Annotated in this window: 16 protein-coding genes; 9 read left to right on the top strand and 7 right to left on the bottom strand. The window is 73.1% G+C overall.

Annotated elements, in window-relative coordinates:
- Positions 1-233 precede the first annotated feature (233 nt).
- The gene (locus MUK52_RS19500) at positions 234-497 is read right to left on the bottom strand and encodes a WhiB family transcriptional regulator (protein ID WP_003983763.1); all 264 of its coding nucleotides are present in this window, start codon (positions 495-497) and stop codon (positions 234-236) included.
- A 624-nt stretch (positions 498-1,121) separates the two neighbouring features.
- Between MUK52_RS19500 and MUK52_RS19495 the strand changes: the two genes are divergently transcribed.
- From MUK52_RS19495 to MUK52_RS19485, 3 genes are read left to right on the top strand one after another with little or no spacing between them, the layout of a single operon-like run.
- Complete coding sequence (locus MUK52_RS19495; protein ID WP_114057787.1) at positions 1,122-1,661, top strand: cysteine dioxygenase; 540 nt, start codon at positions 1,122-1,124, stop codon at positions 1,659-1,661.
- Positions 1,662-1,681: 20 nt separating this feature from the next.
- Entirely contained in the window at positions 1,682-2,635 is a 954-nt protein-coding gene (gene cofD / locus MUK52_RS19490; RefSeq protein WP_114057788.1) for a 2-phospho-L-lactate transferase, read from the top strand.
- Positions 2,632-3,921, top strand: coding sequence for a coenzyme F420-0:L-glutamate ligase (locus MUK52_RS19485; RefSeq protein ID WP_284578600.1), 1,290 nt, complete (start codon positions 2,632-2,634; stop codon positions 3,919-3,921). The genes cofD and MUK52_RS19485 overlap by 4 nt, the downstream gene beginning before the upstream one ends.
- A gap of 33 nt (positions 3,922-3,954) precedes the next feature.
- On the opposite strand, the gene MUK52_RS19480 is transcribed toward MUK52_RS19485, so the two are convergent.
- Positions 3,955-4,959 (bottom strand): DNA-3-methyladenine glycosylase family protein, encoded by a 1,005-nt coding sequence (locus tag MUK52_RS19480; RefSeq protein ID WP_114057790.1) that lies wholly within the window; start codon positions 4,957-4,959, stop codon positions 3,955-3,957.
- Positions 4,960-5,047: 88 nt separating this feature from the next.
- Positions 5,048-6,481: a peptidoglycan recognition protein family protein gene (locus tag MUK52_RS19475; protein ID WP_284578596.1), complete on the bottom strand. Its 1,434-nt coding sequence runs from the start codon at positions 6,479-6,481 to the stop codon at positions 5,048-5,050.
- A gap of 140 nt (positions 6,482-6,621) precedes the next feature.
- Here MUK52_RS19475 and MUK52_RS19470 point away from each other — a divergent pair, with 140 nt between their 5' ends.
- From MUK52_RS19470 to MUK52_RS19455, 4 genes are all read left to right on the top strand, one after another.
- Positions 6,622-7,374, top strand: a complete 753-nt coding sequence (locus tag MUK52_RS19470; RefSeq protein ID WP_114057792.1) for a TIGR03089 family protein — start codon at positions 6,622-6,624, stop codon at positions 7,372-7,374.
- Between the two features lie 201 nt (positions 7,375-7,575).
- Positions 7,576-8,781, top strand: coding sequence for an LCP family protein (locus MUK52_RS19465; protein ID WP_246042709.1), 1,206 nt, complete (start codon positions 7,576-7,578; stop codon positions 8,779-8,781).
- A gap of 224 nt (positions 8,782-9,005) precedes the next feature.
- Positions 9,006-10,841 carry an LCP family protein gene (locus MUK52_RS19460; protein WP_284578593.1) on the top strand — a complete coding sequence of 612 codons (1,836 nt, stop codon included), beginning with the start codon at positions 9,006-9,008 and terminating at the stop codon, positions 10,839-10,841.
- Positions 10,842-10,949: 108 nt separating this feature from the next.
- A complete protein-coding gene (locus MUK52_RS19455) occupies positions 10,950-12,674 on the top strand; it encodes an LCP family protein (RefSeq protein ID WP_246042710.1) in 1,725 nt (574 codons plus the stop codon).
- A gap of 121 nt (positions 12,675-12,795) precedes the next feature.
- Here the strand turns inward: MUK52_RS19455 and MUK52_RS19450 are convergent, their stop codons facing one another.
- Positions 12,796-13,824, bottom strand: coding sequence for a glycosyltransferase family 2 protein (locus MUK52_RS19450; protein ID WP_114057796.1), 1,029 nt, complete (start codon positions 13,822-13,824; stop codon positions 12,796-12,798).
- Positions 13,825-14,001: 177 nt separating this feature from the next.
- On the opposite strand from MUK52_RS19450, the gene MUK52_RS19445 reads away from it, so the two are divergent.
- Positions 14,002-15,501: an LCP family protein gene (locus MUK52_RS19445; protein WP_472913811.1), complete on the top strand. Its 1,500-nt coding sequence runs from the start codon at positions 14,002-14,004 to the stop codon at positions 15,499-15,501.
- A gap of 19 nt (positions 15,502-15,520) precedes the next feature.
- Here the strand turns inward: MUK52_RS19445 and MUK52_RS19440 are convergent, their stop codons facing one another.
- Positions 15,521-16,072 (bottom strand): acyl-CoA thioesterase, encoded by a 552-nt coding sequence (locus MUK52_RS19440; protein ID WP_114057798.1) that lies wholly within the window; start codon positions 16,070-16,072, stop codon positions 15,521-15,523.
- Positions 16,073-16,178: 106 nt separating this feature from the next.
- Here MUK52_RS19440 and MUK52_RS19435 point away from each other — a divergent pair, with 106 nt between their 5' ends.
- Entirely contained in the window at positions 16,179-17,510 is a 1,332-nt protein-coding gene (locus tag MUK52_RS19435; RefSeq protein ID WP_114057799.1) for an LCP family protein, read from the top strand.
- 76 nt (positions 17,511-17,586) lie between these two features.
- Here the strand turns inward: MUK52_RS19435 and manB are convergent, their stop codons facing one another.
- Together manB and MUK52_RS19425 are read right to left on the bottom strand one after the other, a co-directional pair.
- Positions 17,587-18,669 carry a mannose-1-phosphate guanylyltransferase gene (gene manB / locus MUK52_RS19430; protein WP_114057800.1) on the bottom strand — a complete coding sequence of 361 codons (1,083 nt, stop codon included), beginning with the start codon at positions 18,667-18,669 and terminating at the stop codon, positions 17,587-17,589.
- A 120-nt stretch (positions 18,670-18,789) separates the two neighbouring features.
- On the bottom strand, positions 18,790-19,947 hold the full coding sequence (locus MUK52_RS19425) for an acyl-CoA dehydrogenase family protein (RefSeq protein WP_284578585.1): 1,158 nt from the start codon (positions 19,945-19,947) through the stop codon (positions 18,790-18,792).
- Between the last annotated feature and the right edge of the window lie 184 nt (positions 19,948-20,131).

Below are 20,131 nucleotides of genomic sequence, written 5' to 3'. Positions count from 1 at the left end.
GGCCTGGGTGTCCCGCCGGGCTCGGCCGGAGGGAGGTCCGCGGGCGCGCGCCCTCGGAGGCTGCTGGACAGCGCCCCACACTAACGGCTCGGAACACAGCGGTCCGCCTCCTGCGGGAAGTTGCAGGAGGCGGACCGGTGGTGTGCTGGCGGCGGGGGGCCGTCACCCAACGTGACGCCGGGCCGGGGTCCGGACGGGGTCGGGGCGGGGGCCCGGGGCCGCTGCGGGGCGGCTCAGACGGCGGCCTTCTTCAGGCGGCGGCGCTCGCGCTCGGAGAGGCCGCCCCAGATGCCGAACCGCTCGTCGTTGGCGAGGGCGTACTCAAGGCATTCGGACCGGACTTCGCAGGCCAGGCAGACCTTCTTGGCCTCTCGGGTGGAGCCGCCCTTCTCGGGGAAGAAGGACTCGGGGTCGGTCTGGGCGCACAGCGCGCGCTCCTGCCATCCGAGCTCTTCGTCCGCTTCCTCGACCAGCAGTTCCTGAAACAGCTCGGTCATGTGCGCCCCTCGCTCTGTCTGTGCATCCCCGTGGCCGTCGTCACTCATCGCTACGTAACGACACGAGTGAAATTACAAGTGGGGGGCTCCAGCGCAGTCAAGCCGGGGTCTGCTATTGGGGCCCTTATTCACTCTGCGGAACCAAGGCTATGCAGAAAGTGTTGATATCGCCAAAAATCGTGACAGTTGCCACGAGTGCCACTCCACCCACACCCACCCCTGACATACGCGGACCCCCCGGCGGCGGTTGCGATCCGGCCACAGAAGCGGCGCAGATCACATTCCGATCACGAGTTGGCCACATAAGTTTGAGGTGGCGCGAGACGGTTTCTCGGCACGCGGTGTGCCCTGCATCTGTCTGCACAAACCTTTCTCCGCCTCGGTTAACCGGATCAGTTGAAACTTTTCGACCAAACCGGGCATTGGGTTGACAGTCCGGCCCCGCAGCCGGTCTCCTTGTCCCCATGTCAGTGACCGCAGCCGCCTTCCGGACCCCCATTCGTGGGTTCCTGCGCGCTGCCCAGGTTCGCTGTTGCTGTTGCGGCTGTTGATGCCCCAGGAGCGCTGCTCCTTCCAGGCCCCCGCCCCAGCGACCGCCCACTGACACCCGTCTAGGACCCCCTGATGCGCGATTCCGCCGCCGCCCCTGCCGTCATCGAGAGCGACCTCCAGATCGCCGGCGACATCCTCTCCGTACCGCACCTGCTCCAGCCGGCCCGCGAACACCCCGCCACCGTCGCCGAGTTCGCCGGCCTGGCCCGCTCCATCGCCGCCGACCGCGCGAGCTGGGAGCACCTGGTCCGCTACGACGCCACGACCCGCTGGTACCACCGCCTGCGCTCCGTCGCCCCCTCCCCCGGCTCCCCGACCGGCTACGAGGTGTGGCTGCTCAGCTGGGTTCCGGGCCAGGGCAGCGGCTTCCACGACCACGGCCCGTCGTCCGGCGTCTGGACGGTGCTGGAGGGCGGGCTCACCGAGCACAGCACCCGCGGCAGCCTCACCCTCGGCGCGGGCTCGCAGCGCGTCTTCGCCCCGGGCTACGCCCACGAGGTCGTCAACGACACCCTCGAAGGCGCGGTCAGCCTGCACGTCTACTTCCCCGGCCTCCAGGCCATGCCGATGCACAACTGCCACCCGGCCCACCCGGAGGCCGTCCGCGTCTGACGCCTGTCAGACTTCGCTGCATGCGCATTGTTGTTCTGGCCGGCGGCATCGGCGGCGCCCGCTTCCTCCGCGGGCTGAAGTCCGCGGCCCCCGCGGCGGAGATCACGGTCATCGGCAACACCGGTGACGACATCCACCTGTTCGGGCTCAAGGTGTGCCCCGACCTCGACACCGTGATGTACACCCTCGGCGGCGGCATCAACGAGGACCAGGGCTGGGGCCGCGCCGACGAGTCGTTCACCCTCAAGGAGGAGCTCGCGGCGTACGGCGTCGGCCCGACCTGGTTCGGGCTCGGCGACCGCGACTTCGCCACGCACATCGTCCGTACGCAGATGCTCGCCGCCGGCTACCCGCTCAGCGCGGTCACCGAGGCGCTCTGCGACCGCTGGCAGCCGGGGGTCCGCCTCCTGCCCATGTCGGACGACCGCGTCGAGACCCACGTCGCCGTCACCGAGAACGGCGAACGCCGCGTCGTCCACTTCCAGGAGTACTGGGTGCGCCTGCGCGCATCCCTGGCCGCGGAGGCCGTCGTGCCCGTCGGCGCCGAGCAGGCCAAGCCCGCTCCCGGCGTCCTGGAGGCCCTGGCCTCCGCCGACGTGATCCTCCTCCCGCCCTCCAACCCGGTCGTCTCGATCGGCACGATCCTCGCCGTCCCCGGCATCCGCGAAGCCGTGGCCGGCGCCGCCGCCCCGGTCGTCGGCCTCTCCCCGATCGTCGGCGGCGCCCCGGTCCGCGGCATGGCCGACAAGGTCCTCGCCGCCGTCGGCGTGGAGTCCACCGCCGCGGCCGTCGCCCGCCACTACGGCGCGGACCTCCTCGACGGCTGGCTCGTCGACACCGCCGACGCCGACGCCGTCGCCGAGGTCGAGGCCGCCGGGATCGCCTGCCGCGCCGTCCCCCTGATGATGACCGGCACCGAGGCCACGGCGGCGATGGCCCGCGAGGCCCTGTCCCTGGCCGAGGCCGCCCGGTGACCGCGTACGAGGTCCGCGCCGTCCCCGGCATCCCGGAGGTCAGCCCGGGCGACGACCTGGCCCGTCTGATCGCCGCGAGCGCCCCGGACCTCCGCGACGGCGACATCCTCCTCGTCACCTCGAAGATCGTCTCCAAGTCCGAGGGCCGCATCGTCCGGGCGGCCTCCCGCGAGCAGGCGATCGACGCCGAGACCGTGCGCGTCGTCGCCCGCCGCGGCGCCCTGCGCATCGTGCAGAACCGCCAGGGCCTGGTCATGGCGGCGGCCGGCGTGGACGCCTCCAACACCGCCCCCGACACGGTCCTCCTCCTCCCCGAGGACCCGGACGCCTCGGCCGCCGCGATCCGCACGGGCCTGGCCCGCCTGCTCTCCGTCGACGTGGGCGTCGTCATCACCGACACCTCGGGCCGCCCGTGGCGCACCGGCCTGACGGACATCGCCGTCGGCTCCGCGGGCGTGCGCGTCCTGGACGACCTCCGCGGCAGCACGGACACCCACGGCAACCCGCTCACCGCGACGGTCGTCGCCACAGCCGACGAGCTGGCCGCGGCCGGGGACCTGGTCAAGGGCAAGGCCGCCAACCGGCCGGTGGCCGTGGTCCGCGGCCTGTCCCACCTGGTCGGCGGCGACGCCACGGCAGCCCGGCTGGTCCGCCCCGCCGAGGACGACATGTTCCGCCTGGGCACCTCCGAGGCCGTACGGCAGGCCGTGACCCAGCGCCGCACGGTCCGCGCCTTCACGGACGACCCGGTGGACCCGGCCGCGGTCCGCCGCGCCGTCGCCGCCGCCCTCACCGCCCCGGCACCGCACCACACCACCCCCTGGCGCTTCGTCCTCCTCGAATCGCGGACGGCCCGCCTGGAGCTCCTGGACGCGATGCGCGACGCGTGGATCGCCGACCTGCGCCGCGACGGCAGGTCGGAGGAGTCCATCGCCCGCCGCGTCCGCCGGGGCGACGTCCTGCGCAACGCCCCGTACCTGGCCGTCCCGTGCATGGTCACCGACGGCGCCCACCACTACGGCCACGCCCGCCGCGACGCGGCCGAGCGGGAGATGTTCGTCGTCGCCACGGGCGCGGGCGTGCAGAACTTCCTCGTCACCCTCGCGGCCGAGCGCCTGGGCTCGGCATGGGTGTCCTCGACGATGTTCTGCCGCGACGTGGTCCGCAAGGTCCTGGCCCTCCCGGACTCCTGGGACCCCATGGGCGCGGTGGCGATCGGCCGCCCCGCCGAACCCGCGCGGCCCCGCCCGGAGCGCATCCCGGACGAGTTCATCGAGGTGCGTTAGCACCGCGGGCGCTGACCCTTCGCGGTCACGGCACTAGATCAGCGAGATGTCGCTCCGGTACATCCGCGGCGCCCGCCGCGGCGGGGTCCGCCCGGCGAGCAGCACCAGCCGGGCGGCCCGGTGCCGCTGCCCCGCGTACGGGGCGAGCAGCTCCAGCATCACCGCATCGTCGGCGTCCCGGTTCCCGGCGAGCGCGTACCCGATGATCCCGGGCAGATGGAGATCGCCGGTGGTCACGGCGTCGGGATCGCCGTTGCTGCGCTGCAGCGTCTCGGCGGAGGTCCACGGCCCGATGCCGGGCACGGCCTCCAGCCGCGCGGCCGCCTCGCCTGGCGGCATGGCCGCCGCCTCCTCCAGCCGGGCCGCGACGCGCGCGGCCCGCACGATCGTCGCCGACCGCTTCCCGTCGACCCCGGCCCGGTGCCACTCCCACGACGGCACCATCGCCCACGTCCGCGCATCCGGCACGACGCACAGCCCGAGGTCGGGCCCGGGTGCGGCTTCGCCGTGCGCCCGTACGAGCCGCCGCCATGACCGGTAGGCCTCGTCCGCGGTGACCTTCTGCTCCAGCACCGTCGGCACGAGCACCTCGAGCACGAGCCCCGTGCGGGTCAGCCGCAGACCGGGCCGCCTCCGGTGGCTCTCGTGCACCAGCCGGTGGCGCGGTACGAACACGCCCGGATCGTCACCGGCACCCAGCAGCGCGGGAAGCGCATCGAGCACCCACCCGGCCCCGGGCCCCCATGCCTCGCCCTTCACCCGCCCGGCGCTGCGGTCGGCGGACACCCTCAGCGTCGCGGGCCCCTGCGGGGTCCGCGTCGTGCGCCACACGGACCCGTCCTCGCCGATCCTGAAGGTCGGATCCCCGGGCCCCCGCCGCAGCGGCCCGAGCGTCAGCCCCGGATCGAGCGGCCCGCCGGGATCCCAGACCCGGCTGAGCGCCCCGCCGGCCGCCGCGGCAGCCTGCCGCGCGGCGGGCACACCGGTCCGTCCGCCGCGCACGGCGGCACGGGTCAGGGGATCGAAGCGGCCGGCCATGCCACGAGCGTAGCCGCATCCGGGTCGCCCGGAGCGGGGCAGCCGGAGCGGGAGGGCGGGGCCCCGGCCGCCCCGCGGAACCGCCTCCTCACCTCCCCTGGAGCTTCGCCGATGCCGTCCGGGTGGTGGGCAGCTGCCCGTACAGCAGCTTGCCTGGGCACTCGGTCGCGAAGCCGTCGCGGTGCCCGGAGATCACCTTCAGCTTCACGCTGCTGCCCTTGGGGTAGCGGTTCCCGCCCCCGGACTTCAGCGTCGTCGTCGAGCGCGGGTCCCGGTTGAACAGCCCCAGCTTCCAGGCCGTGAGCGCCGCCACGGACTTCACCGCGGGCGCCGGCGGGTTCGTCCCCGTGAAGGTGCCGATGACCGCGATGCCCATGCTGTCGGTGTTGAAGCCCATGGTGTGCGCGCCGAGCACCGCCCGGGCGACCCCGCCCGCACGGCCCTCGTACACGGTGCCGCACTTGTCGACGAGGAAGTTGTAGCCGATGTCCCGCCACCCGCTGCTGACGACGTGGTAGCGGTACATGCTGCGGATGACGGCCGGCGCGTCCTTGCAGGCGTAGTTGTTCCCGGACGCCGTGTGGTGGACGAAGGCGGCCTTGACGGTGCTCGTGTAGACGAACGCCTTCTCCCTCAGCTTCTCGTCCGCCCCCCACCCCAGCCGGGTGATGATCCTCGGGCGCGGCCCGATATAGGGCGCGGCCGCCGCGCCGGGCCGGGCCTCGCCGGTCAGGACGGCGTCGGCGGTCGAGTCGGCCTTGCCGAGGGCGCCGATCTCCGTGGCGCCGAGAGGGGCCAGCGGGACGTTCACGGAGGAGGCTTCCGCCATCTCCATGGTCATGCCGGGCACCAGCACGGGCCCCTTGTCGTCGTCGCCGGGCAGTCCGCCCGTGCCGGCGCCGTTCTTCCCGTCGGCGGCGCCCGCGGGCGGCACTCCGGGGTCGATCAGCTCGATCCGCAGGCCGGACGGGAGCCGCGCGGGCAGTGCGCGCACCGTGGGGCGTTCTGCCTCGACGCGCACCTCGATGGCATCCGACTCCCCCACCCACAGCGGGGCGGTGGCGCCGCGGGCGGGCCCGGTGCCGCGTTCGGCGGTGTCGGGGTCGGGGGCGTGCGCGCCGTTGTGGGTCTCGACGTCCTGCCAGTCGGACCAGAGCGCGGTGTCGACGGACCGGGTACGGACCTGGACGCGGCCGTTGAGTTCGGCGTCGGCGTCGTCCCAGACGACACCGACCAGCGAGAACCGCTCGACCTCCCGCGCGGCGAGGCCCCGCGCCTCGGGCAGGCCGGCGGCGGGAGGCACGGCCGACCGGTCGGAGGACGCCCTCAGGGGGGCAAGGGGCAGCGACTGGGTGGAACCGGCGGGGGCGGCGGGAGGCACCGCCCCGAGACCGGAGGCGGCGGAACCGGAGGCGGCGGCGCCCGAGCCGGAGGCGGCGGCAGCCGGCACGGACAGGGCGAGCGGCAGGGCAAGTGCGGCGGCGGCCGCGACACCGACCGCTGAAGACAGGAATCCACGCATGCAAGCGATGCTGGGCACTCTCCCCGGGGTCCGCCATCGGAGAACTGACGGTCCGTCTGCTGACGCCGCCCGGCCCGCTCCCCCGTACGGATGAGCCGCGCGCCGCCGTACGGGGGAGTGCCCCGCGTACGCTGGGCCGGGTGAACGCCACTGACCGCACCCCTGCCGACCTGCTGCGATCCGCGCTCGCCGCCGATCCGGGCCGCCCTCTCGTCACCTTCTACGACGACGCCACGGGCGAGCGCGTCGAATTGTCCGTCGCCACCTTCGCCAATTGGGTGGCCAAGACCGCCAACCTGCTCCAGGGCGACCTGGCCGCCGGCCCGGGCGACCGGCTCGCCCTCCTGCTCCCCGCGCACTGGCAGAGCGCCGTCTGGCTGCTCGCCTGTGCCTCGGTCGGGGTCGTCGCCGAGGTCGGCGGGGACCCGGCCGGCGCGGACGTGGTCGTCAGCGGGCCGGACACCCTGGAGGCGGCCTCGGCGTGCTCGGGCGAGCGCGTCGCGCTCGCGCTGCGGCCGCTGGGCGGCCGGTTCCCGCAGCCTCCGGCCGGGTTCGCGGACTACGCGGTGGAGGTCCCCTCCCAGGGCGACCGGTTCGCCCCGTTCGCCCCCGTCGACCCGGACGGGCCGGGGCTGTCGGTCGGCGGCGAGGAGCTCAGCCACACCGAGGTCGTCGAGCGGGCCCGGGCGGACGCGGCCGGGCTGGGCCTGGGACCGGGATCCCGGCTGCTGTCCGGGCTCGGCTACGACACCTGGAAGGGCCTCTCGGCCGGACTGTACGCGGCGCTGGCCGCGGGCGGGTCGGTGGTGCTGTGCCGGCACCTGGACCAGCTGGACGCGGAGGGCCTGGCGAAGCGCACGGAAGCGGAGCGGGTGACGCACACGGCGCAGTAAGGACCGCCGCAGCCGCCGCACCGGGGCACCCGCCCGCGCCCCCGCCCCGACCCGGGCCGCCCGGCAGACCCGCCGCACTTTTCACCCGTTCAGCCCTAGACAGCCCCCTGCCCCCGGGCCGCCACACACGCCCGGGGGCAGGATCGGTCCAGGTCGTACACGTGCGACCCCATGCCGGACCGGCGAGGGGACGGAACGCGAGTGACATCCAGCGCAGGCATACCTGGCAGGCAGCCGGAAGCGGCAGGCGGCTCCCCGGAGTCCCCGCGCCGCCGCCGGCGCCGGCTGCTGCGCTGGATCGGGCTCGGCCTGGCCCTGCTGGTGCTGCTCGGGGCGGGCACGGGCTGGTGGCTGTACCGCAAGCTCAACGCGAACATCACCGCGGACACCTCCGCGGCGGCCGAACTGGAGCGCTACGAGCGGGAGCGCCCGCCGCCCGGATCGAGCGGCTCCCGCAACATCCTCCTCATCGGCGCGGACTCGCGCGCGGGCAGCGGCAACGCCTCGTACGGCAGGGACAAGGGAACGCAGCGCTCGGACACCGTCATCCTCCTGCACCTGCCCGCCGACCGCCGCAGCGCGACGGCGGTGTCGATCCCCCGCGACCTGATGGTGGACATCCCGAGCTGCCTGGGGCCGGGCGGGAGCCGCAGCGCCGAGCAGTTCGCGCAGTTCAACTGGGCGTACCAGCGGGGCGGGGCCGCCTGCACGATCCGTACGGCGGAGAAGCTGACCGGGATCCGGATCGACCACCACATGGTGATGGACTTCGACGGGTTCAAGCGGATGGTCGACGTGATCGGCGGCGTGGAGGTCTGCCTGAAGCAGCCGGTGAACGACCCCGGGGCGCGGCTGCGGCTCCCGGCGGGCCGGCAGACCCTGCGCGGGGAGCAGGCCCTGGGCTTCGTCCGCGCCCGGTACAGCCTGGGCGACGGCAGTGACACGGAGCGGATGGAGCGTCAGCAGCATTTCCTGGCCTCGATGGTCGACAAGGTGCAGAGCAACGGGGTGCTGCTGAACCCGCGGAGGCTGTACCCGCTGCTGGACGCGGCGACGTCCTCGGTCACCACCGACCCGGGGCTGGCGTCGCTGCGCGGGCTGTACGAACTGGCGCGCGCGCTGCGGAGCGTGCCGACCGACCAGGTGAACTTCCTGACGGTGCCGCGCCGTCCGTACGCCGCGGACCCCAACCGGGACGAACTGGTGCAGCCCGACGCGGGCCGGCTCTTCCAGCGGCTGCGGACGGACCAGCCGCTCGCGGTGGCCCCGTCGACGGGGCCGGACGAGCGCGGCACCGGCAGCACGATGCGGCCGCCCACCCCCGCCCCCACCTCGGGAACCGACACCAGCGCGACACCCGTCCCCACGTTCACGGGCACCACTGCCGGGATGACCGACTGCCGGTAAAGCAATCCCAAAAGCCGGTGTCCGAACCGCAAGCCATGAGTATTTTGCCCCGTTTTAAGGTGAGTGGAATTTGTCACCACCATGGTTTGGAGCGGACCGGGGCGGATAAGGTGAGCGATCCGGTGCCCTGGCCAGCGAAGAGGCCGTGCACCAGCAGCCGGATCGTTGACCGGGCGCCTTGGGGGAGGCGTGTCGCGAGGCACCGACGGAGGATTCAAGCAACCGTGGATGCGCAGAGCCGTGGGCGGGCGGACGAGATCGACCCCGCCGACCAGTGGGTGCTGAACCCCCGCACCGGCAACTACGAACTGCGACTGGACCACTCCGGTCCGCAAGGTCCGTCGCCGGCGGTGACTCCGCCCCGCAGACCGTCGCGGTCCCGCTCGGAGGCGGCATCCCCCGCGCCGCCCGCCGGGCGCACGTCGCGGGCGGCCGGAACGACCTCCGAGTCGGCCGGAGCCCCCGCCAGGACTCCCGGCGGCGGAAGCCCCTCGAAGGCGCCCGGCACCGGCTCCCCCACCCCCGTGGTGCCCGGTCCGCGCCGCGGCGAGGCCCCGCCGGGCCGGCGCGGCGGCCGCCCGCGGAAGGGCGGTTCCGGTCCGCGCCGCAAGCGGGCCCTGGTGGTGACGGGCGGCACGCTGGCGTTCCTGCTGGTGGGCGGCTCGCTCGGCGCGTACCTCTACTACAACCACCTCAACGGCAACCTGAAGGTCACCGACGTCGGCGACGCGGGCACGGGCGGCTTCAAGAAGGACCAGCCGATCAACATCCTCGTGATCGGCACCGACAAGCGCTCCGGCTCCGGCAACGAGGGGTACGGCGACGCGGGCAGCCCCGGGCACGCCGACACGACGATCCTGTTCCACGTCTCGAAGGACCGCACCAACGCCACCGCGCTGTCGATCCCGCGTGACCTGATCACGAACATCCCGGCCTGCCCGACGAAGCAGCCGGACGGCACCACGAAGACGATCCCCGGCCGCAAGGGGGACCGCTTCAACACGAGCCTCGGCCAGGAGGGCCGCGACCCGGGCTGCACGATGCGCACGGTCAAGGAGCTCACCGGGATCACCGTCGACCACTTCATGATGGTCGACTTCAACGCGGTGAAGGTGCTCAGCACCGCCGTCGGCGGCGTGCCCGTCTGCCTGGAGAAGGCCGTCGACGACGAGGACTCGAAGCTGAAGCTGGGCCCCGGCGAGCACCGCCTGCAGGGCGAGGACGCGCTGGCGTTCGTCCGCACCCGGCACGCCTTCGGCAACGAGAGCGACCTGGACCGCATCAAGACGCAGCAGCAGTTCCTGAGTTCGATGCTGCGCGAGATGAAGTCCAAGGAGACGCTGACCAGTCCGAAGAAGTTCTTCTCCCTCGCCGAGGCGGCCACGAAGTCGCTGACGGTGGACTCGGGCATCGGGTCGATCGAGAAACTCACCAACCTCGCCGGTGAGTTGAAGGACATGAACCTCAAGAACGTCACCTTCGCCACCCTCCCGGTGCGCGACAACCCGGCGGAGAAGGTCAAGGCGACGGTGGTCGTCGACCACGCACAGGCCGACCCGCTGCTGGAGATGATCCGGGGGGACGTGTCCCTCACCGAGGTCGAGGAGAAGGAGCAGGCGGCGAAGGACGCCGCCGACGCCGAGGCGAAGGCCAGGCAGGACGCCCTGCTCCAGGGCCCGCGCGCGCAGGCGAAGGACGTACGCGTGGACGTCCTCAACGGGGGCGGCCCGGCGGGCGCCGCCTCGGCCACCATCGGCTGGCTGCAGAACACCAAGGGCGTCTCGCGGTCCAGCAACCTCGGCAACGCGCCGGCCAAGCTGGACGCCACCCAGCTGGAGTACGCCCCGAACCAGGCCGACCAGGCCCGCGCCCTCGCGGACATGATGGGGCTGCCCGCCTCGGCGCTGAAGATGGGCACGGCCGACGCGGCGCCCAGGACTCCGATGAAGCTGACGCTCGGCGCGGACTTCAAGGGGGCGGGGGTCTCCATGACGGCTCCGCAGAAGGCGCCGGAGAACATCCAGCGCGTCGAGGCGGACAAGGCGATCTGCGCCAAGTAGCCGTACGGACCGGCCGGCCGCCCACCGACGGGCGGCCGGCCGGCAAACGATCTGCGCCGGTCCGGCGGGCGCACCAGGACGACATGACGTGATCTCTAGGGGGGACGTGTGAGGAGCAACAGCGTGCGCGGGGAGGGGGCGCCCGCCCGGCCGGACGGCGACACGGCCGACGGCGGACCAGCCGCCCGCGGCGGCGTCCCCGCACCGCGCCCGGGCGCGGACCCCGCGGCAAGGTCCACGGCCGCTGCCGGGGCGGGCCCCGCCCCCCGGCGCGGCAAGCGCCGGATACTGCGCTGGACGGCCTCGGTGCTGGCCTTCCTCATACTCGCGACGGCGGCGGCCGGGTACCTCTACTACCGCCACCTCAACGGCAGCATCCAGACGGACGCGCTCAACCTGGGCGAGAACAAGCTGGGCGGCTCCAGGCCCAACGCCTTCGGGCAGACCCCCCTGAACATCCTCCTGATCGGCTCCGACGCCCGCGACGGCGAGGAGAACAAGGCCCTCGGCGGCGCCAAGGACACCTTCGACGGGCCGCCGCTCGCGGACGTGCAGATGCTGCTGCACCTGTCGGCGGACCGCAGCAACATGTCGGTGGTGTCGATGCCGCGCGACACGCTGCTGAAGATGCCCAAGTGCACCGAGCCGAACGGCAAGGTGCACCCGGCGAGCCGGGGCCTCGTCCAGACCAACCAGTCCCTCAGCCGCGGCGGCCCCGGATGCACGGTCGCCGCCTGGCAGGATCTGACCAGGATCCCGATCGACCACTTCATGATGATCGACTTCAAGGGCGTGGTGACGATGGCGGACGCCATCGGCGGCGTCCCGGTCTGCGTCCAGGAGAACGTCCACTCCCTCACCCGGGACGGCAAGGGCTCGGGACTGAAGCTCCCCAAGGGCGAGAACGTCATCCAGGGCGAGGTCGCCCTGCAGTGGCTGCGGACCCGCTACGGCTTCGAGGACGGCAGCGACATAGGCCGCGCCCACGCCCAGCACATGTACATGAACTCCCTGGCCCGCGAGTTCCGCCGGAACGCCAAGCTGAGCAACCCCGTCAAGCTCAACAGCCTGGCCCAGGCCGCCATCAAGGCGATGGTGGTGGACCCCGGCCTCAACAAGATCGACAAGCTGTACGACCTGAGCATGGAGTTCAAGAGGGTCGACCCGTCCCGCATCACCATGACGACGATGCCGTGGATCCCGAGCCCGTCGGACTCGGCCCGCGTCGAGCCCAAGCCGGGCGAGGCGGAGGACCTGTTCCGAATGATCCGCGAGGACATCCCGCTCGACGGCAAGGGCCCCGAGCAGCCCCCCGCCCCCGGGGCCGTGCCGTCCGCCGGCGCCTCCGGCGCGCCCGCGACCCCCGCCACCCCCGCCTCGCCGGCCCCGTCCCTGCCGACGGCCGACCCGGCCGCGCCGCCCGCGCGGATCCCCGTGTCGGTCCGCAACGCCACCGGCGGCAGGGACGGGGCGCAGGGCCGGGTCAAGGGCCGGGCCGGCGAGGTCGCGGCCGTACTGGCCGGCAAGGGGTTCACCCGGGCCGTCGCGGACACCCTGACCGGGTCCGAGGACACGACGGTGGTCCGCTTCTCCAGCCCGGACCAGGCGGGCGACGCCGCGGCCGTGGCGACCGCGCTGGGCCTGCCGGCCTCGGCCGTGCAGAAGACGGACGACGTCACCGGGATCGTCCTGTTCGTCGGGAGGGACTGGCGGACCGGCAGCGCGCCGACCCCGCCCCCGCCGGCCCCCACCAAGGCGCCGGACTCCTCGCGCCCGCTCAACGGCGGCAACGACAAGGAGTGCATGGCGATCCAGCCGGGCTTCACCTGGTAGGCACCGGCGGCGGCGACCCGCGCGGCACACCCCGCGCGGCACGGCACGAAAAGGGCCCGGCGCCCGCGGTCTTCGAACCGCCGGGCCCGGGCCCTCGCCCCTTCTGCGTCCGGGACGGCTCTCAGGCGGCCGCCGACGGGTCTGCCTGCGGCGCCGGCCTGCGGCTCGCGATGACCTTGTCGGCCAGCGAGCGCGGGCTGCTCAGGAAGCCGAAGCCCCACGACATGTGCATGGTGGCGATGGCCACCGGGATCTGCACCCGCGCCTTCGGGGAGAGCCCCCGGCCCGCCGGGATCGACCCGAGCGTGATGCCCGCCAGGTAGCCGGCGGGGACGGCGAACGCCCAGGGGGTGATCGCCGCGCCGGCGACGATGCTCGCCGCGATGGCGCAGACCGCGGTCGGCGGTGCGAGGTAGCGCATGTTGATCGAGCCGGCGTGGTACCGGGCGACGACGTGCCGCCAGCGGCCGTAGTCCTTGTACTGCTTGGCCAGCGCCCGCACCGACGGCCGCGGCCGGTACTGCACCTTCAGCTCGGGCGAGAACCAGATCAGGCCGCCCGCCTCGCGGATGCGGTAGTTCAGCTCCCAGTCCTGGGCGCGGATGAACTCCTCGTTGTAGCCGCCGGCCCGCTCCAGGGCCTCCCGCCGGAACACGCCCAGGTAGACGGTCTCCGCCGGGCCGGCCTCGCCGCCGGTGTGGAAGGCCGCGTTGCCGACACCGAGCCGGGAGGTCATCGCCGCGGCGACGGCCTCCTCCCAGGCGTTCTCGCCCTCGGCGTGCATGATGCCGCCGACGTTCTGCGCGCCGGTCTCCTCCAGGAGGCGGACGGCCGTCGCGATGTAGTCCGGCGAGAGCATGCCGTGGCCGTCGACGCGTACCACGATCGGGTGGCGCGACGCCTTGATGGCGGCGTTGAGGGCGGCCGGGGTGCGGCCGGAGGGGTTCGGGACGGTGACGACGCGAGGGTCCTCGCGTACGAGCTCGGCGGCGATCTCGTCGGTGCGGTCCGTGGACGGCCCCAGCGCGATCACCACCTCCATCTCACCGGCGTACTCCTGTCCGAGGATGTGGCGGACGGAGTTGCGCAGGTGGCGCTCCTCGTTGAGCACCGGCATGATCACCGAGACTGCGGGCTGCTGGGCGGGCATGTGGTCCTTCAAGGTCGGGTATCGGTGTCACGTTACCGCGTACGGGGGAAACGGGTGCGCGCCGCCTGATCGGTGGGGACCGGCGCTGATCGTACGGGCCTACTGTTCTGACGATCTGACCGATGTGTGTGGATTCTTCCCTGACGGCCGCTGCAGATCCCGCGGAGGTGTTCCCCCGTGCCCCAGCCACACCGCCCACCCCGACCCGCCCGGCCCCGCGAGCCGCAGCGCGCGCGGCGCGGCGGGGCACCGGCCGGGGCCGCGGCCCGGCGCGGGAACGGCCGGCCCCGGTGGGGCGTACGGCTGGCGGGCGGACTCGCGGTGGCGGTCCTCGGCTCCGGCGCCGTCGGGCACGCGGTGATGACCGGCCTGGACACCGGCATCCAGCGGGTCGACCCGTTCCGGGACATGAAGAACCGGCCCGCCGCCGGGCACGGCCTGAACTTCCTGCTCGTCGGCACCGACGGCCGCGACAGCACCACCCCCGCCGACAAGCGCCGCTACCGCCTCGGCGGCGCCCCCTGCCGCTGCACCGACACCGTCATGCTCGTCCACCTCTCGGCCGACCGGCAGCGCGCCAGCGTCGTCAGCCTCCCCCGCGACAGCTACGCCGAGCTGCCCGCCCACCGCGACGAGTCCAGCGGCCGCACCCACGGCCCCCACCCGGTGAAGCTCAACGCCGCCTACGCCGAGGGCGGCCCGCAGCTGACCGTGCGCACCGTCGAGCAGATGACCCGCGTCAAGATCGACCACTACCTGGAGGTCGACTTCACCAGCTTCATGAAGACCGTCGACGCGATGGGCGGCGTCGAGATCTGCACCGCCAAGCCGCTGCGCGATCGCAACACCGGCCTCGACCTGGCGCCCGGCAGCCACCGGCTGGGCGGCGGCCAGGCCCTGCAGTACGTCCGCTCCCGGCACGTCGACGGCGCCGCCGACCTCGGCCGGATGCAGCGCCAGCAGCGCTTCCTCGCCGCCCTGGTCGAGCAGGCCACCTCCAGCGGGGTCCTGCTGAACCCCGTCAAGTTCAAGGAGGTCAGTTCCACCCTCCTGGGCTCCGTCCGCGCCGACCCGGGCTTCGGCTCCGAGCAGATGCTGGCCCTCGGCCAGGCCATGCGGGACTTCACCCCGGCCTCCTCCGAGTTCGCCTCCGTGCCCGTCGGCGACCCGTCGTTCCCCGTGAAGGGCATCGGCTCCACCGTCAAATGGGACGCGGCGAAGGCCGCCGAGCTGTTCGCCGCCCTCCGCGAGGACCGCCCGCTCGCCCCGGCCGCACCGGCCCGGACCGGGCCGCGGCAGCCCGCCCCCGTCCCGGTGGACGTGCCCCCGAAGCAGGTCCGCGTCCGCGTCGAGAACGGCACCCGCACCAGCGGCCTCGGCGGCCGTGTGGACGCCGCCCTGCGCGCCACCGGCTTCGACACCACCGGGGCCCCCGGGAACGCGGCCCGCCGCGACCACAAGCGCACGGTGATCGCGTACGACCCCCGCTGGGACCGCTCCGCGCGCACCGTCGCGACCGCCCTGCCCGGCAGCGAACTCCGCGCGGTGCCGGGCCAGGGCCGCACCGTCCGGGTGATCGCCGGAGCGGACTACCGCAAGGTGGTGCCCGTACGCCCGGAGGAGCCGCAGCGCGGCCCCTTCGGCACGGTCACCGGCGACCAGGTGGTGTGCACCTAGTCCGGTGGCCCGGCCTGGCTCAGTCCTCGTCGAAGCCCTGCGCCGCGCGCTCCTCGCGCAGCGCCATGATCGCCCGGCGGCGCGCCAGCCGGTGCGTGCGGCGGATCTGCGCCTCCTGGTAGCGGCGCCTGTCCTGGTCGGTCTCGGGGAGCACCGGCGGCACCGTGCGCGGCTTGCCCTCCTCGTCGACCGCCGTGAACACCAGGTACGCGCTGCCGACCTGCGTCGCCGGCGTGGACTCGTTCCACCGCTCCGCCAGAACCCGTACGCCGATCTCCATCGACGAGCGGCCCGTCCAGTTGCACTGCGCCTTGACGTGCACCAGGTCGCCCACGCGGACCGGGGCCAGGAAGGCCATCTCGTCCATCGACGCGGTCACGGCCGCGCCGCCCGAGTGGCGGCCGGCGACGGCGCCCGCCGCGTCGTCGACCAGCTTCATGATCACGCCGCCGTGGACGGTGCCCAGGAGGTTGGTGTCGTTGGCGGTCATGATGTGGCTGAGCGTGGTCCGCGAAGCCGAGGTGGGCTTCCCCTGCAGGTCGCCCGCATTCGCGCCCGGTATGTGTGTCATACCGACACCTTAAAGCCGTCGCGGATGCCACAGCTGTGCAACAGCACCGGTACGAAGCCCGACCCGGTCTGTCGCCCGGCTCCCCGGACCGGGCATCCTATGCCGCATGAACGAGTGGCCAGAAGGGCGCGGGGACCGCCGCGACGACGGATACGGGCACGGCAGCGCGCAGGCGCAGCCGGAAGGCGCCCGGCGGATGCCCCACGTCCAGCGCCGGCAGCCGGGCCTGCCGCAGCAGCCCCAGCGACCGCCGCAGCCGCCGGTCCCGCCGCGGCCCGGGCGCCGGCCCGCCCCGCAGGTGCCGCCGCAGCAGGGCGCCGGCCACGCGGCCGACAGCTACGACAGCGGCTACAACACCGGCCAGGTCTACGGCACGCCCCAGCGCGCCCCGCAGCGCCCCGGCGGCCCGGGCGGCCCCGCGGGCGGCGGTCCGGGCGGCCCCGGGCGCCCGGCGGCCGCGCCCGACTGGGGCCGGCGCATCAAGGTCGGCTCCATCGCCCTGGTCTCCGTCCTCCTCGTCACGGCCATCGGCACGTACGTGTGGGCCGACTCCAAGGTGCGCCGCGAGGTGGACCTCTCCAAGGTCATCGAGCGCCCCAAGGACGACGACTGCACCACCTACCTGATCGTGGGCTCCGACAGCCGCGAGGGGCTGACCGAGGAGGACAAGAAGAAGCTCCACACGGGCTCCGCCGACGGCAAGCGCACCGACTCCATGATGATCCTGGCGGCCTGCTCCGGCGGGACCACCATGATCTCGCTGCCGCGCGACTCCGACGTGGAGATCCCCTCCTTCGTCGGCTCCCAGTCCGGCAAGAAGTTCCCTGCGCAGGGCAGGCGCACCAAGCTCAACGCGGCGTACGCCGAGGACGGCCCGGAGCTCCTCGTCCGCACCGTCGAGCACAACACGGGCCTGCGCATCGACCACTACGCCGAGATCGGCTTCGCGGGGTTCGCGAACATCGTGGACGCGCTCGGCGGCGTGGACATGAACATCGAGAAGGCCTTCAAGGACGAGAAGTCCGGCGCCGACTTCAAGGCCGGCGAACAGACCCTCAACGGCGAGCAGGCCCTCGCCTTCGTCCGCACCCGCTACGCCTTCGCCGAGTCCGACCTGGCCCGTACGAAGAACCAGCAGAAGTTCCTCGCGACGCTCGCCAACCAGGCGGCGACGCCCGGCACGCTCCTCAACCCGTTCAAGCTGTACCCGGTGCTCGGCGCCGGCCTGGACACGCTGATCGTGGACGAGGACATGTCGCTGTTCGACATGGGCGAGATGTTCTTCGCGATGAAGGGCGTCACGGGCGGCAGCGGCACCTCGATGAACATGCCGATCGCCGGCGAGCGGGGCGGCAACCTGCTGTGGGACAAGGCGAAGCTCCAGCAGATCGTCAAGCAGATCCAGAACGACGAGAAGGTCACCGTCACGGCCAACTGACGCCGCGGCGTACGACGGCCCCCGCTCCGATGCCCGAAGGCCGGAGCGGGGGCCGTCGCCGTACGCCCGTGCGGGCTCAGCTGTCGGGGGAGAACCGCAGCGCCTTCGGCGGCAGCTCGGCCCGGCACCACACGCGCGCGCCGGCGCGCAGTTCGTTGTCCGCGCCGACGACCGCACCGTCGCCGACGACGGCGGCGTCGACCACGGTCCGCGCGCCGACGGTCGCGCCGTCGCCGATGAGGCTGGCGGTGACCTGCGCGTCGGGCTCGATGACGGCGCCGTCGAGGAGGATGGACCCGGTCACGACGGCACCCGCCCCGACGCTCGCCCCGGCACCGACGACGGTGCCGCCGGACAGCTTGGCGTCCGGTGCGACGCGGGCCCCGGGCAGCACCAGGGACTCGCCGCGCGGCCCGGGCACGGCCGGGGAGGCCACGACCCCGCGGACGAGGTCCGCGGAGGCCTGGACGAACGACTCGGGCTTGCCCAGGTCGAGCCAGTACGTGTTCTCGGTGACGCCGTGCAGGACCGCGCCGGCGGCGAGCAGGCCGGGGAACGTCTCGCGCTCGACGGAGACCGGCCGGTCGCCCGGGATCGAGTCGATGACGCTGCGCTTGAAGACGTAGCAGCCGGCGTTGATCTGGTCGGTGATGATCTCCTCGGGGGTCTGCGGCTTCTCCGTGAACGCCAGCACCCGCCCCTCGGAGTCGGTGGGCACCAGCCCGAACGCCCGCGGGTCCTCGACCTGCACCAGGTGCAGGGTGACGTCCGCCTCGGCCGCCCGGTGGGCGTCGACGAGGCCGGCGATGTCGAGGCCGGTGAGGATGTCGCCGTTGAAGACCAGCACGGAGGAGTCCGGGCCTCCGGTCAGCCGCCGGGCGGCGTTGCGGATGGCCCCGCCGGTCCCGAGGGGCTCCTCCTCGACGACGTACTCCAGGCTGACGCCGAAGTCGGACCCGTCACCGAAGTACGGCTCGAAGACCTCGGCGAGGTAGCAGGTCGCCATCACGATGTGGGTGACCCCCGCGGCGGCGGCGCGGGCTATCTGGTGGGCGAGGAACGGCACCCCGGCGGCGCGCACCATCGGCTTCGGAGTGTTGACCGTGACGGGGCGCAGCCGCGTCCCCTGCCCCCCGACCAGCAGGATCGCTTCCAAAATGTTTCTCTCCCCACCCCGGGTCGGGCCTGTGAAGGTCCAAAGTTAGCCCATGCGGGGCATGTGCCGGCCGGAGGCGGGCGAAACGCTGCCGCTCCGCCGCCTCCGGCCGGGAATCACCTGCTACGGCAGGTTGCGCGCCATGACGATCCGCTGGACCTGGTTCGTTCCTTCGTAAATCTGCGTGATCTTCGCGTCGCGCATCATGCGCTCGACCGGGTAGTCGCGGGTGTAGCCGTAGCCGCCGAGGAGCTGGACGGCGTCCGTGGTGACCTCCATGGCCGCGTCCGAGGCGAAGCACTTGGCGGCGGCGCCGAAGAACGTGAGGTCGGAGTCGGTGCGCTCGGACTTGGCGGCGGCCGCGTAGGTGAGCTGGCGGGCGGCCTCGATCTTCATCGCCATGTCGGCCAGCATGAACTGGACGCCCTGGAAGTCGGCGATCGGCTTGCCGAACTGCTTGCGCTCCTGGACGTAGCCCTTGGCGTAGTCGAGGGCGCCCTGGGCGATGCCGAGGGCCTGGGCCGCGATGGTGATGCGGGTGTGGTCCAGGGTCTTCATCGCCGTGGCGAAGCCGGTGCCCTCGGCGCCGATCATGCGGTCGGCCGGGATGCGGACGTTGTCGAGGTAGACCTCGCGGGTCGGGGAGCCCTTGATGCCGAGCTTCTTCTCCGGGGCGCCGAAGGAGACGCCCTCGTCGCCCTTCTCCACGACGAAGGCGCTGATGCCCTTGGAGCGCTTCTCCGGGTCGGTCACGGCCATGACCGTGTAGTACTCGGAGACGCCCGCGTTGGTGATCCAGCGCTTGACGCCGTTGAGGACCCAGAAGTCGCCGTCGCGGACCGCGCGGGTCTTCATGCCGGCCGCGTCGGAGCCCGCGTCGGGCTCGGAGAGGCAGTACGAGAACATCGCGTCGCCCTTGGCGAGCGGGCCCAGGTACTTGGCCTTGAGCTCCTCGGAGCCGGAGAGGATCACCGGGAGGGAGCCGAGCTTGTTGACGGCCGGGATCAGGGAGGAGGAGGCGCACACGCGGGCGACCTCCTCGATGACGATCACGGTGGCCAGGGCGTCGGCGCCGGCGCCGCCGTACGTCTCGGGGACGTGGACGGCGTGCAGGTCGTTGGCGACGAGGGCGTCCAGAGCCTCCTGGGGGAAGCGGGCCTCCTCGTCGACCGCGGCGGCGAACGGGGCGATCTTCGCCTCGCAGAGCGAGTGGACGGACTCGCGGAGCATGTCGTGCTCCTCGGCCGGGCGGTACAGGTCGAAGTCGGCAGAACCCGCCAAGATCTCTCACTCCCCAAGGTGAACCATGTGCTAACTACCGTTAAGTAACCCAAATCTTAGTGTCCGCCGCCCGCACAGCGATATGTACGCGGCACGTGAGCTGCATGACAACGCCCGGTACTCCGGGAACGTCCCCCGTACGGGCGCGACTATGCTCGGTTGCCGCAACAGGCCCCGCACCTCT

It is taken from the genome of Streptomyces sp. 2P-4 (genome assembly GCF_030167965.1).
Lineage (GTDB): Bacteria > Actinomycetota > Actinomycetes > Streptomycetales > Streptomycetaceae > Streptomyces > Streptomyces globosus_A.
Note: the sequence above shows the minus strand (reverse complement) of the source record. Positions and strands in the feature narration are given on the sequence as shown.

Coding starts and splice junctions, on each gene's coding strand:
- MUK52_RS19500 (WP_003983763.1), bottom strand. CDS start 497: ATGACCGAGCTGTTTCAGGAACTGCTGGTCGAGGAAGCGGACGAAGAG.
- MUK52_RS19475 (WP_284578596.1), bottom strand. CDS start 6,481: ATGCGTGGATTCCTGTCTTCAGCGGTCGGTGTCGCGGCCGCCGCCGCA.
- MUK52_RS19450 (WP_114057796.1), bottom strand. CDS start 13,824: ATGCCCGCCCAGCAGCCCGCAGTCTCGGTGATCATGCCGGTGCTCAAC.
- MUK52_RS19435 (WP_114057799.1), top strand. CDS start 16,179: ATGAACGAGTGGCCAGAAGGGCGCGGGGACCGCCGCGACGACGGATAC.
- MUK52_RS19495 (WP_114057787.1), top strand. CDS start 1,122: ATGCGCGATTCCGCCGCCGCCCCTGCCGTCATCGAGAGCGACCTCCAG.
- MUK52_RS19440 (WP_114057798.1), bottom strand. CDS start 16,072: ATGACACACATACCGGGCGCGAATGCGGGCGACCTGCAGGGGAAGCCC.
- MUK52_RS19480 (WP_114057790.1), bottom strand. CDS start 4,959: ATGGCCGGCCGCTTCGATCCCCTGACCCGTGCCGCCGTGCGCGGCGGA.
- cofD (WP_114057788.1), top strand. CDS start 1,682: ATGCGCATTGTTGTTCTGGCCGGCGGCATCGGCGGCGCCCGCTTCCTC.